At 69.6% G+C, this 12,542-nt stretch carries 10 protein-coding genes; 9 read left to right on the top strand and 1 reads right to left on the bottom strand.

Annotation, left to right across the window (positions count from 1 at the left end):
* Positions 1-163: 163 nt before the first annotated feature.
* From ACGFX9_RS15430 to ACGFX9_RS15450, 5 genes are all read left to right on the top strand, one after another.
* Positions 164-1,795: an ABC transporter substrate-binding protein gene (locus ACGFX9_RS15430; protein ID WP_393470893.1), complete on the top strand. Its 1,632-nt coding sequence runs from the start codon at positions 164-166 to the stop codon at positions 1,793-1,795.
* A 66-nt stretch (positions 1,796-1,861) separates the two neighbouring features.
* Positions 1,862-2,785, top strand: a complete 924-nt coding sequence (locus ACGFX9_RS15435) for an ABC transporter permease (RefSeq protein ID WP_393470896.1) — start codon at positions 1,862-1,864, stop codon at positions 2,783-2,785.
* The gene (locus ACGFX9_RS15440) at positions 2,778-3,755 is read left to right on the top strand and encodes an ABC transporter permease (protein WP_393470899.1); all 978 of its coding nucleotides are present in this window, start codon (positions 2,778-2,780) and stop codon (positions 3,753-3,755) included. The genes ACGFX9_RS15435 and ACGFX9_RS15440 overlap by 8 nt, the downstream gene beginning before the upstream one ends.
* A gap of 6 nt (positions 3,756-3,761) precedes the next feature.
* Entirely contained in the window at positions 3,762-4,808 is a 1,047-nt protein-coding gene (locus tag ACGFX9_RS15445; RefSeq protein ID WP_393470902.1) for an ABC transporter ATP-binding protein, read from the top strand.
* 52 nt (positions 4,809-4,860) lie between these two features.
* On the top strand, positions 4,861-5,934 hold the full coding sequence (locus tag ACGFX9_RS15450; RefSeq protein WP_393472407.1) for an ABC transporter ATP-binding protein: 1,074 nt from the start codon (positions 4,861-4,863) through the stop codon (positions 5,932-5,934).
* Between the two features lie 172 nt (positions 5,935-6,106).
* Here ACGFX9_RS15450 and ACGFX9_RS15455 read toward each other — a convergent pair whose 3' ends face one another.
* Positions 6,107-8,296 (bottom strand): prolyl oligopeptidase family serine peptidase, encoded by a 2,190-nt coding sequence (locus tag ACGFX9_RS15455; protein WP_393470906.1) that lies wholly within the window; start codon positions 8,294-8,296, stop codon positions 6,107-6,109.
* A gap of 149 nt (positions 8,297-8,445) precedes the next feature.
* Here ACGFX9_RS15455 and ACGFX9_RS15460 point away from each other — a divergent pair, with 149 nt between their 5' ends.
* The 4 genes from ACGFX9_RS15460 (at position 8,446) to ACGFX9_RS15475 (ending at position 12,501) form a co-directional block, all read left to right on the top strand.
* Positions 8,446-8,640: a hypothetical protein gene (locus tag ACGFX9_RS15460; protein WP_344521425.1), complete on the top strand. Its 195-nt coding sequence runs from the start codon at positions 8,446-8,448 to the stop codon at positions 8,638-8,640.
* Positions 8,641-8,720: 80 nt separating this feature from the next.
* Positions 8,721-9,641, top strand: coding sequence for an N-acetyl-1-D-myo-inositol-2-amino-2-deoxy-alpha-D-glucopyranoside deacetylase (gene mshB / locus ACGFX9_RS15465; RefSeq protein WP_393470910.1), 921 nt, complete (start codon positions 8,721-8,723; stop codon positions 9,639-9,641).
* On the top strand, positions 9,638-10,090 hold the full coding sequence (locus ACGFX9_RS15470) for a DUF6113 family protein (RefSeq protein ID WP_393470913.1): 453 nt from the start codon (positions 9,638-9,640) through the stop codon (positions 10,088-10,090). The genes mshB and ACGFX9_RS15470 overlap by 4 nt, the downstream gene beginning before the upstream one ends.
* Positions 10,091-10,260: 170 nt before the next feature.
* Positions 10,261-12,501: a hypothetical protein gene (locus tag ACGFX9_RS15475; RefSeq protein ID WP_393470916.1), complete on the top strand. Its 2,241-nt coding sequence runs from the start codon at positions 10,261-10,263 to the stop codon at positions 12,499-12,501.
* Positions 12,502-12,542 lie beyond the last annotated feature (41 nt).

Consider the following 12,542-nt stretch of genomic DNA (forward strand, 5'->3'; position numbering starts at 1 on the left):
CGGTTGAACCAGGCAATGTGTCCGATATCTGGGCTGAGCTGTCTGTCATGCGTACGGCCGAAGAGGTCCCGGACCCGTACGGACGCGGCAAATGTGCGTGTCTTTGCTGATACGGCGATATTTGGCGATAGCACCGGGACGGCATCAGAACAGGAGACTCTCCATGCGTGGAGCCACGCACGCCAAGTGGGCCGCATGTGCGGTGACCGTCGCCCTCGCGGCGACCGCCTGTGGTGGAGGCGGGGACAGCGGCGGGGGCGGCGACGGCTCCGGGATCGTGGGTTCCTCCTGGGGTGATCCGCAGAACCCGCTGGAGCCCGCCAACACCAATGAGGTGCAGGGCGGCAAGGTCCTCGACATGATCTTCCGGGGTCTCATGCGGTACGACCCGAAGACCGGCGAGGCCAAGAAGATGATCGCCGACAAGATCGACACCAAGGACTCGCAGAACTTCACAGTGAAGATCAAGAAGGGGTGGAAGTTCAGCAACGGCGAGAAGGTCACCGCGAAGTCCTTCGTCGACGCCTGGAACTACGGCGCCCACCTGAAGAACAACCAGAAGAACGCCTACTTCTTCGGCTATATCGAGGGCTACGACAAGGTTCACCCGGAGAAGGGTGACGCGAGCGCGGACAAGCTCTCCGGGCTGAAGGTCGTCGACGACACCACCTTCACCGTCAAGCTCACGCAGAAGTTCTCCACCTGGCCAAAGACCCTCGGCTACCCGGCCTTCGCGCCGCTTCCCAAGGCGTTCTACGACGACCACGACGCCTGGCTCTCCAAGCCGGTCGGCAACGGCCCGTACACCGTGGACTCGTACGACAAGGGCTCCAAGATGTCCCTGCGGAAGTGGGACGGCTACAGCGGCGACGACAAGGCACGGAACGGCGGTGTGGATCTCAAGGTCTACACCGACAACAACACCGCCTACACGGATTTGATGGCGGGGAATCTCGATCTCGTCGACGACGTTCCCGCCTCGCAGCTCAAGAACGCCAAGAACGACCTGGGCGACCGCTACATCAACACCCCGGCGGGCATCATCCAGACGCTGGCCTTCCCCTTCTACGACAGCAAGTGGTCGAAGGCGGGAATGGAGAAGGTCCGCAAGGGCCTCTCCATGGCGATCAACCGTGAGCAGATCACCGAGACCATCTTCCAGAAGACCCGCACCCCGGCCACCGACTGGACGTCCCCGGTGCTCGGCGAGGCCGGCGGCTACAAGTCGGGGCTCTGCGGTGACCCCTGCAAGTACGACGCCAAGCAGGCGAAGAAGCTGATCGACGACGGCGGCGGAATCCCCGGCGGCACGCTGAAGATCACGTACAACGCGGACACCGGCTCGCACAAGGAATGGGTCGACGCCGTCTGCAATTCCATCAACAAGTCCCTCGGCAATGACAAGGCCTGCGTCGGGAATCCGGTCGGGACGTTCGCCGACTTCCGCAGCAAGGCCTCCCAGCAGAAGCTGGACGGCGCCTGGCGCGCGGGATGGCAGATGGACTATCCGCTGATCCAGAACTTCATGCAGCCGCTGTACTACACGGACGCCCCGTCCAATGACGGCAAGTGGTCCGACAAGGACTTCGACAAGCTCGTCGACAAGGCGAACGCCGAGACCGACACCGGAAAGGCAGTCAGCACCTTCCAGGACGCCGAGAAGGTGCTCGCCGATCAGATGCCGGTCATTCCGCTCTGGTACCAGAACGGCAGCGCCGGCTATTCGGACAAGGTCTCCGACGTGGCGTTGAACCAGTTCAGCGTCCCGGTCTACAACGAGATCAAGGTCAGCTGAGGCACAGGGAGCGGTCATCCGGCGAGTCGCGCCGGATGACCGCTCCCGTTACTTCCGGAGCCCCTCATGGGACGTTATGTGATCCGGCGTCTGCTGCAGATGATCCCGGTCTTCTTCGGCGCCACACTGCTCATCTTCCTGATGGTGAACGTGATGGGCGACCCCATCGCGGGCCTGTGCGGGGACCGCAAATGCGACCCCGCTACGGCCGCCCAGCTGAAGAAGGAGTTCGGCCTCGACAAGCCCGTGTGGCAGCAGTACGCGACCTATATGGGCAATGTCTTCACCGGCGATTTCGGTACCGCCTTCAACGGGCAGAAGGTCACCGAACTCATGTCGACGGCGTTCCCGCTGACCATCCGGCTGACGATCGTCGCGATCCTCTTCGAGATCGTCATCGGAATCACGCTTGGCGTCATCACAGGGCTCCGCCGCGGGCGGCCCATCGACACCGTCGTACTGCTGCTCACGCTCGTCGTCATCGCCATTCCCACCTTCGTCACCGGCCTGCTGCTCCAGCTGCTGCTCGGCGTCGAATGGGGGGTCATGAAACCCTCCGTCTCCTCGGAGGCGCCTTTCGACGAGCTGATCATTCCCGGACTCGTCCTCGCCTCCGTGTCATTGGCGTACGTGACCCGTCTGACCCGCACCTCCATCGCCGAGAACCGCCGCGCCGATTACGTCCGCACGGCCATCGCCAAGGGGCTGCCCAGACGCCGCGTCATCACCCGGCATCTGCTGCGCAATTCACTGATCCCGGTGGTCACCTTCATCGGCACGGACATCGGCGCGCTGATGGGCGGCGCGATCGTCACCGAGCGGATCTTCAATATCCACGGCGTCGGATTCCAGCTCTATCAGGGAATTCTCCGGCAGAGCACACAGACCGTCGTCGGCTTCGTGACCGTCCTCGTCCTCGTCTTCCTGGTGGCCAACCTGATCGTCGACCTGCTGTACGCCGTACTCGACCCGAGGATCCGTTATGCCTGAATCCAAGGAGCCAGACGGAGCCATCGCCCCGACCGGTGCCGGGGGCGCGATGGACCTCGCGGCGACCGAGGGATCGACGCTGGACAAGGCCCCCGAGGGACCGGGCGGCACCGGGCCATCCGCGCCCGCCCGCAGCCTGTGGTCCGACGCCTGGCGCGAGCTGCGGCGCAACCCGGTCTTCATCATCTCGGGCCTCATCATCGTCTTCCTCGTCGTCATCTCGATCTGGCCCTCCCTGATCGCCTCCGGCAACCCGCTCGACTGCGATCTCGCCAACGCCCAGAAGAGCTCCTCGTCCGGTCACCCGTTCGGCTTCAACGGCCAGGGCTGTGACGTCTACACGCGGACCGTGTACGGGGCCCGTGCCTCGGTCACCGTCGGCGTCTGCGCCACGCTCGGCGTCGCGATCCTGGGTAGCGTGCTCGGCGGGCTCGCGGGGTTCTTCGGCGGGTTCTGGGACGCGATCCTCTCCCGCATCACCGACGTCTTCTTCGCCATCCCCGTCGTACTCGGTGGCCTGGTGCTCCTGTCGGTCGTCACCAGCAACACCGTCTGGCCGGTCATCGGCTTCATGGTCCTGCTGGGCTGGCCTCAGCTCTCGCGCATCGCCCGCGGCTCCGTGATCACCGCCAAGCAGAACGACTACGTGCAGGCGGCGCGCGCCCTCGGCGCCTCCAACTCGCGGATGCTGCTCCGGCACATCGCGCCGAACGCCGTCGCTCCGGTGATCGTGGTCGCCACCATCGCGCTCGGCACGTACATCGCCCTGGAGGCGACCCTCTCGTATCTCGGCGTCGGTCTGAAGCCGCCGACCGTGAGCTGGGGCATCGACATCTCGGCCGCCTCCCAGTACATCCGCAACGCCCCGCACATGCTGCTCTGGCCCGCAGGAGCGCTCGCGATCACCGTGCTCGCGTTCATCATGCTCGGCGACGCGGTGCGCGACGCCCTCGACCCCAAGCTGAGGTAGGCGCCCATGGCAACCGTGGCATCCGACGCGTCCACCCCGCCCACCACGGGGACGCCCAAGCTGCTCGAAGTCCGCGACCTGCACGTGGAGTTCAGGACCAGGGAAGGCGTCGCCAAGGCCGTCAACGGCGTCGACTACAGCGTCGCCGAGGGCGAGACGCTCGCCGTGCTCGGCGAGTCCGGGTCCGGCAAGTCCGTGACCGCGCAGGCCATCATGGGCATCCTCGACATGCCGCCCGGCAAGATCACCGGCGGCGAGATCCTCTTCAAGGGCCAAGACCTCCTGAAGCTCAAGACGGAGGAGCGGCGCAAGACGCGCGGCACCGGCATGGCGATGATCTTCCAGGACGCCCTGTCGGCCCTCAACCCCGTGGTCAGCGTCGGCCAGCAGCTCGGCGAGATGTACGTCGTCCACCAAGGCATGTCCCGCAAGGACGCCAAGGCCAAGGCGGTCGAGCTGATGGACCGGGTGCGGATCCCTGCCGCGAAGGAACGGGTCGGGCAGTATCCGCACCAGTTCAGCGGCGGCATGCGCCAGCGCATCATGATCGCGATGGCGATGGCGCTCGAACCCTCGCTGATCATCGCCGACGAACCGACCACCGCCCTGGACGTGACCGTCCAGGCCCAGGTGATGGACCTCCTCGCCGAGCTCCAGCGCGAGCTGCACATGGGCCTGATCCTCATCACCCACGACCTGGGCGTCGTGGCGGACGTCGCCGACAACATCGCCGTCATGTACGCGGGCCGCATCGTCGAGAAGGCCCCCGTCCACGAGATCTACAAGGTCCCGGCGCATCCGTACACCCGGGGACTCCTGGAATCCATCCCGCGCCTGGACCAGAAGGGCCAGGAGCTCTACGCGATCAAGGGCCTGCCGCCCAACCTCATGAACATCCCGCCCGGCTGCGCCTTCAACCCCCGCTGCCCGATGGCACGAGACGTCTGCAGGACCGATGTGCCGCCGCTCTACGAAGTGGCGTACGAAGGCCTGGCCGCCGACCGCCGGAGCGCCTGCCACTTCTGGAAGGAGACGCTCGATGCCTCATGGTGAGCACATCAGCAGGAAGCAGCTGGAGGAGGAGGGCCAGACCGCACGGCAGCTGATGGACAAGGCGCGGGCGGAGAACGAGTTCGCCGCGCACGGCTCGCCGTCGGGGCGCGAGCCGCTCCTCCAGGTGCGGGGCCTGGTCAAGCACTACCCGCTCACCCAGGGCATCGTCATCCGCAAGCAGGTCGGCGCGGTCAAGGCCGTCGACGGCGTCGACTTCGACCTCGGCCGGGGCGAGACGCTCGGCATCGTGGGGGAGTCGGGCTGCGGCAAGTCGACGGTCGCGAAGATGCTGGTGAACCTGGAGCGGCCCACGGCGGGCGAGATCCGCTACAAGGGCGAGGACATCAGCAAGCTGTCGGGGCGCGCGCTGAAGGCCGTGCGCCGCAACATCCAGATGGTCTTCCAGGACCCCTACACCTCGCTGAATCCCCGGATGACGGTCGGCGACATCATCGGGGAGCCGTACGAGATCCATCCGGAGGTCGCGCCGAAGGGTTCGCGGCGGCAGAAGGTGCGGGAGCTGCTCGACGTGGTCGGTCTCAACCCCGAGTACATCAACCGCTATCCTCACCAGTTCTCCGGCGGGCAGCGTCAACGCATCGGGATCGCCCGGGGGCTGGCGCTGCGGCCGGAGATCATCGTGGCGGACGAGCCGGTGTCGGCCCTTGACGTGTCGGTGCAGGCGCAGGTGATCAACCTGTTGGACCAGCTGCAGAACGACTTCGATCTGTCGTACGTCTTCATCGCGCACGACCTGTCGATCGTGCGGCACATCTCCGACCGGGTCGGGGTGATGTACCTGGGCCGGATCGTCGAGATCGGCTCCGACCAGGAGATCTACGAGCATCCGACGCATCCGTACACGCAGGCGCTGCTCTCGGCGGTGCCCGTGCCCGATCCCGAGGCCCGGGACCGCCGGGAGCGGATCATCCTGAGCGGCGATGTGCCGTCGCCGGCCAATCCACCGTCGGGGTGCCGCTTTCGCACGCGGTGCTGGAAGGCCCAGGAGCGGTGTGCGCTTGAGGTGCCGCTGCTGGCGGTTCCGGCGGAGTTCCGCCATGTGGAGGGGCCCGCGGCGCATGACTCGGCGTGCCACTTCGCTGAGGAGAAGCAGGTGGTGCCGTAGGGGGCTGAAGTTCAGCCCGCCCCGCGGAACCCGCTTAACGCCGGTGCAACCCCCGCGTCGCGCCCGCGATATACGCACTCGGCATGCTGGACGACGTACGGCCGTGCGGGTGCCGTAGATCGGCCGGGGTTCGCCATGTCGCCCCGGCCGATCGCCGTTTCCCGAAGTCAAGTCAGGCAAGGCCCAAGGAGCGCTTCAGGAAGTCGGCCTGGAGCAGCAGGAGGTTCTCCGCCACCTGTTCCTGCGGGGTCATATGCGTCACTCCGGAGAGCGGGAGCAGCTCATGCGGGCGGCCCGCGGCGAGCAGCGCCGACGACAGGCGCAGGGCGTGCGCCACGACCACGTTGTCGTCCGCGAGGCCGTGCACGATCATCAGCGGCCTGCTCGGGTTCTCCGGGGCCACCAACCCCTCCTCGGTGACGAGGGAGTTCAGGGCGTACGGCGCCGGGTCCGTGCCGGGGTCGCCCAGATACCGCTCCGTGTAGTGCGTGTCGTAAAGACGCCAGTCCGTCACCGGCGCCCCCGCGATCCCCGCGTGGAAGACGTCCGGGCGGCGAAGCACGGCGAGGGCCGCGAGGTAACCGCCGTAGGACCAGCCGCGGATGGCGACCCGGTCCAGGTCGAGGGGGAACGAGGCGGCGAGGTCCTGCAACGCGTCCACCTGGTCGTCCAGGGTGAGGGTGAAGTCACGCCGGACCGCCTTCTCCCAGGCGGGGGAGCGGCCCGGAGTGCCCCGGCCGTCCGCGACGATCACCGCGAAGCCCTGATCGGCGAACCACTGGGACGTCAGGTAGGGATTGTGCGCGGCCAGGACCCGCTGGCCGTGTGGGCCGCCGTAGGGGTCCATGAGGACCGGAAGCGGAACCCCCGAGGACGCGTCGTAGTCCGTGGGGAGCAGGACGGCGCACGGGATCTTGCGTGCGCCCCCTTCGGTAAGGGTCACGCGCGGGGTGAGCCCCGGGCGCTGGGCGTGTGAGGCGACGGTGGCCACCTGCTTGCCGTCGCGCAGTACCCGGACGCGGGAGCCCGGCTGATCCAGGGTGGCCGAGACGAGGACCGTGAGGCCACCGGCGCGCACCGCCGAGTGCACCCCGGGTTCGGCGGACACGCGCTCGACGCCCAGCTCGTTGACCCGGTAGACGTGCACCTCACCGGTCTCGGGGGCCGCTGCCGACGCCCCCGCCGACGCCGAGATCAGCACATCGTCGTCCGCCACGTCCAGCACCGCGCGGACGTGCAACTGCTGCCCGGTCAGCGGGCGTTCGCCCACCGCGAGGACCCGCGCGCCGCCCTCGTCCACGATGCGGACCAGCTTTCCGCTGGGGGACCAGGACGGCGCCCCGGGGAAGAGTTCGAGCCACGCGGTCTCGTCGGCGTCCTCCTCCGCGTGCACCATGCGGGTCGAGCCGTCGTCGGGGTTCACCGCCAGGTAGAGCTGGCTGAGCTGGTCACGGGACTGGACGAGGAGCAGCGGAGCCCCGGCCGACGACCAGTGCACCCGCGCCAGATACGGATAGCGGGCGCTGTCCCACGTCACCTCGGTGCGCGTGCCCTCCAGGTCGACCACGAAGAGGCGTACGTCCGCGTTGGCGGTGCCCGCCGCCGGGTACGAGACCCGCGTCGGCTCCGACTCCGGGTGCGCGGGATCGGCGATCCACCAGCGCCGTACAGGGGCGTCGTCGGCGCGCGCGACAAGGAGGCGGTCCGATGCGGGCGACCACCAGAAACCGCGCGAACGCCCCATCTCCTCGGCCGCGATGAACTCCGCGAGGCCGTACGTGACGGTCGCCTTCTCGGCGGAGTCCGGCTCCGGCGCCGCCAGCGCCCTGTCCCCCTCGCCGTCGGCGCCCGTCACCCGCAGGGCGCCCCCGGCGACGTACGCGATGTGGCGGCCGTCGGGCGAGGGGCGCGGGTCGATCACCGGTCCTGGGGTGGGCAGTTCGCGTGCCGTGCCCGCGCGCAGTTCCGCCGCGAAGAGCCTGCCGGAGAAGGTGAAGGCCGCGAGCTCCACCGCCGCGTCCGTCGCGTAGCCCACGATGCCCGCGCCGCCCTCACGGCTGCGCTCACGCCGGGCCCGCTCCTGGGCGGAGAGGCGCTCGGCCGCGCCGTTCAGCAGGACCCGCGGGTCCGCCGCGACGCGCTCGACGGCGCCGTCCGCCAGGTCCAGGACCCAGAGTTGGCCCGCCCGGTCGGTGCCGGACGACGAGCGGAGGAAGACGACGCGGGACCCGTCCGGCGCCACCGTGAACGCACGGGGCGCACCGAGAGTGAAGCGTTGCGTGCGGGCGTGCAGGCGCGGGAAGGAGAGCCGCTGCGCCGGACTCTCGGCATGCCCGGTCGTTCCGGGCGTCTCGGTGGTCATCCACCGAGCCTATGGGGCATGCGCCCCCTTGTGCTGCTGTGCTCCGAGTCATGCGGACCCACGGATAGTTATGATCCGTAGCGCTTAGTGGGTATGTACCTGCTGGCGTCCGCACTGGTGCAGGGTCTTGGACTTGGAGGTGAGCCGCCGTGGCACTCTCGATTTCGGCGGTGGTGCTGCTGGCGATCATTGTCTTCTTGCTGGTCAAGAAGTCAGGATTGAAAGCGGGCCACATGATCGTCTGTGTGTTGCTCGGCTTCTATCTGGCGAGTTCCTCCATCGCCCCGACGATCAACGAGCTGACGACGAACGTGGCGGGGATGATCGGCGACATCAAGTTCTGATCCGTTTCTGATCCGTGCGCGGTACGTTTCCGTGCGCAGTGCGTTCCGATCGGCGCGCGGGGTGCTCGTAGGGTGGTCCCATGACGGAACTGCCCGCCCGGCGTCTGCTGCTCGTGCACGCGCACCCCGACGACGAGTCGATCAACAATGGCGCGACGATGGCCGCGTACGCCGCCGACGGCGTCCACGTCACGTTGGTGACCTGCACGCTCGGCGAGGAGGGCGAGATCATCCCGCCCGAGCTCGCGCACCTCGCACCCGACCGCGAGGACGCGCTCGGCGCGCAGCGCATCGGCGAGCTGGCCGCCGCGATGAAGGAGCTGGGGGTCACCGACCACCGCTTCCTCGGCGGCACCGGCCGCTACCGCGACTCCGGGATGATGGGCGTCGAGCAGAACCACCGGGAGGGCGCCTTCTGGGCCGCCGATCTCGACACGGCTGCCGCGCACCTCGTCGAGGTGATCCGCGAGGTGCGGCCCCAGGTGCTCGTGACGTACGACCCGGACGGCGGGTACGGCCACCCCGACCACATCCAGGCCCACCGGGTCGCGATGCGCGCGGCGGACCTGGCGGCCGAGGACGCCTTCCGCACGGATCTCGGCGAACCGCACACCATCAGCAAGATCTACTGGAACCGCGCGCCGCGCTCCGTCGTCCAAGAGCGGTTCCGGTGGATGGCGGATGTGCTCCCGCAGTCGCCGTTCACCACCCCCGCCGCGGTCACGGACGTGCCCGGTGTGACGGACGACGAGCGGATCACGGCGGAGATCGACGGGACCGCTTTCGCGCGGGCGAAGGCGGCCGCGATGCGCGCGCACGCCACACAGATCGAGGTGCGGGGTCCGCTCTTCGTCCTGTCCAACGGGCTCGCGCAGCCCGTTTTCGACGTCGAGTACTACGAGTTGGTGCGAGGAAAGGCCGGTGCGATGGACGGCGGGCGCGAGAGGGATCTGTTCGCGGGGCTCGAAGGCGCGGAGCGCGAAGGGGTGAAGGCGCTGTGAGCACTCGTTCGCGAGCGGCGTCGGCCGCGGGCTCCTCGCCCGCCGCCCCCTCGCCTGTCGACAGCGCGCTCGCCCAGCCGCTCAATGCCGGGCACCTGGCCGCCTATGCCGGACTCTTCGTGCTGGGCGCGGTCATCGGCGTGGCCGGTGCGCTCGTCCAAGGGGGCTGGTTCCCCGGCGGGTTGCTGCTCGCGCTGCTCGGAGCCGCCGGGCTCTTCTACGGAGGGGCGCGGGCGGTCGGGACCAGAGCGGGGGCGGTGGCGCCGGCGGCGGGCTGGCTCGTCGCCGTCATGCTGCTCACGGCCAGCCGGCCCGAAGGGGACTTCCTCTTCGGCGCGGGCATCGGCTCGTACGCCTTCCTGCTCGGCGGAATGGCGGTCGCTGTGATGTGTGCCACCCTCGGTCAGCAGCCGCAACCAGGCGGGCCCGCCGCCCGACTTGGCAAGTGACGTACCACTTCAACCCGTGTGCCGCACGGGTTTGACGGCGGTCACAGGATGAGTGCCGACGGCGGCCAGTATGGTGGTGCGCGCCGCCGAGCCTCCCCCAGCCTCCGGCCGGGGGGACCCCCAGTCCGCGCGGGGAGCACGGGCGGCGGAGCCAACCGGGAGAACCTGCCTTGAGTCGTGAAACTGACAGTTCGTCCTCCGGGCCCCAGGGGCGCGGTGGAGCCGCATACCCCTCGGGGACGCCGCCGTACGGCTCCCCCGCGCAGGGCGCCGCGTCGGACGGCGCCCCGGAGGGCGCGCAGCGGCAGGCCGACGATGAGCGGCCCGACCAGCCCAAGACCGAGACCACGCTGACCACGCGCATCCGGATCAACATCCCCGGATCGCGGCCCATCCCACCGGTCGTCATGCGCACGCCCGTCACGGACAGCGACCCGGGTGCCTCCCGGCCGCTGGACGCGGGCCGCTCGGCGACCGCGTCCGGCGCCGGGGACGGCCCGGGGCGCCCGGGGTCCGCGAACGGCGCGGGTGGTCCCGCTTCCGCCGGGGCGCCCGACGCCGGTGCGGCAGGCCCCGCTGGAGCGCCCTCCGGGGGCGCGGCGCCCGCCACCGCTCAGGCCGAGGAGAAGACGAGCGACTGGTTCGCCCCGCGCAAGGGCGGTACGTCCGGTGGCAACGGCGCGGCCGGGTCCGCCGGTTCGGGTGGCGCCAGCAGCGGCGGCAACGGCAGCGGCTCCGGCACGGGCTCCTTCGACGTGTCCGGCGCCGTGGCGTCGGGCCCGCTCGGCGCGGGCGGCTCGGGTGGGCCCCACGGCCCCCAGGGCGGCGACCCGCAGCGCGGGGATCTGCCGTACTTCTCCGGAGGAGCCGGAGGAGCCGGGGGAGCCGGAGGCAACGGCGGGCGCGGGCCCGCCGGGCCGACCGGCGGACCGGTGACCGGTGACAGCCCGCTGACGCGGAACCAGACCGCCCCGTCCGACCCGGCGAACCAGGCCAACCCGGCGGGCCGCGCGAACCCGTTGGCCCCGCCGAACGTGGGTAATCCCGGCAACTCGGGTATTCCCGGCGCTCCGGGCAGCCCTGGCAACCCGGGCAACCCTGGCAACCGCCCCAACCCGGCCCGTCCTGCCCCCCGTTCCGGCGCGGGCGCCGGTTCGATGGGCGACGACACCGCCATCCTCACCCCGCAGAAGGCGGGCCCCCTCCAGGGCCCCCTCCAGGGTCCCCCCGGCGGCCCGGTCCCCGGCGGCCCCGGATCCATCCCCGGCGGCCCCAGCGCGCCCTCCCCCGGGACCAACGTCTCCGGCGACACGCTGACCAGCGGCATCCCCGTCGTACCGCCCGCCCAGAACTCCCCGTTCGCCACGGGCCCGCAGTCCGACGGACCCGTGCCGCACACCCCGCCCAAGCTCCCCGAGCCGGTGCAGCCCAACGTGCCCGTGGCTTCGGCGCCGCCGAAGAAGAAGGGGCGCAACAAGCTCGTTCTGCTGGCCGTGGCCGTGGTTGTCGTGGCCTGCGGGGCGTACGGCGCAGGCCTTTTGATGAACCACGCCGACGTGCCGAAGGGCACCACCGTGCTCGGCGTCGACATCGGCGGCGGCACGCGCGACGAGGCCGTCAAGAAGCTCGACGCGGCGATCGGCGAGCGCGTGGCCAAGCCCCTGAAGCTGTCTGTCGACGGCGAGGCGGTCACGCTCAAGCCGGACCAGGCGGGCCTGACCCTGGACAGCCAGGCGACCGTCCGCGAGGCGGCGGGCAGCGACTACAACCCCGTCTCGGTGATCGGATCGCTCTTCGGCGGCGAGCGCGTCACCGAGCCGGTCATGCCCGTGGACGAGGAGAAGCTGGCGGCGGCCCTGGAGCGCGCCGCGGGCGGCTCCGGCACGGCCAAGGAGGGCTCGGTCAAGTTCGTGCCCGGCAAGGCCGTCCCCGTGTACGGCAAGGCGGGCAACGGCATCGACATCGCCGCTTCGACGAAGGCCGTGTCGGAGGCGTACAAGAAGCAGATCGAGACCAACAGCGCGGGCACCGTCGCGGTGCCCGTCACCACGCGCAAGCCGACCGTCCCGAACGCCGAGGTCGACAAGTTCATGACGCGCTTCGCGAAGCCCGCCATGTCGGCGAACGTCACGATCAAGGCGGGCACCGCCTCGATCCCGTTCGGCCCGGCCAAGTCGCTGCCGAAGATCCTTGAGACGAAGGTGGCGGCGAACGGCAGCCTGCAGCCGCACTACAACCTCGTAGAGCTCAAGAAGCTGTACGGCAATGTCTTCGACGGCATCCTCATCCAGCGCGGCAACGGCTCCAAGACGCCGGTCCAGCCGAGGGATGTGGCCGCCGCGATGAACAAGGCGCTGACCGGCAAGACGCCGGCGGAACGGGTCGGCGTGATCGAGACCAACGGCAGCTGAAAGCGCCGTTGGGACGGCAGTAGGGGAACTGCGGGCCGGCT

The organism is Streptomyces sp. NPDC048436 (assembly GCF_043200355.1).
Lineage (GTDB): Bacteria > Actinomycetota > Actinomycetes > Streptomycetales > Streptomycetaceae > Streptomyces.

Bases quoted from the DNA above. Each gene is read 5' to 3' on its own strand.
- ACGFX9_RS15430 (WP_393470893.1), top strand. From the start codon at position 164: ATGCGTGGAGCCACGCACGCCAAGTGGGCCGCATGTGCGGTGACCGTC.
- ACGFX9_RS15435 (WP_393470896.1), top strand. From the start codon at position 1,862: ATGGGACGTTATGTGATCCGGCGTCTGCTGCAGATGATCCCGGTCTTC.
- ACGFX9_RS15440 (WP_393470899.1), top strand. From the start codon at position 2,778: ATGCCTGAATCCAAGGAGCCAGACGGAGCCATCGCCCCGACCGGTGCC.
- ACGFX9_RS15445 (WP_393470902.1), top strand. From the start codon at position 3,762: ATGGCAACCGTGGCATCCGACGCGTCCACCCCGCCCACCACGGGGACG.
- ACGFX9_RS15450 (WP_393472407.1), top strand. From the start codon at position 4,861: ATGGACAAGGCGCGGGCGGAGAACGAGTTCGCCGCGCACGGCTCGCCG.
- ACGFX9_RS15455 (WP_393470906.1), bottom strand. From the start codon at position 8,296: ATGACCACCGAGACGCCCGGAACGACCGGGCATGCCGAGAGTCCGGCG.
- mshB (WP_393470910.1), top strand. From the start codon at position 8,721: ATGACGGAACTGCCCGCCCGGCGTCTGCTGCTCGTGCACGCGCACCCC.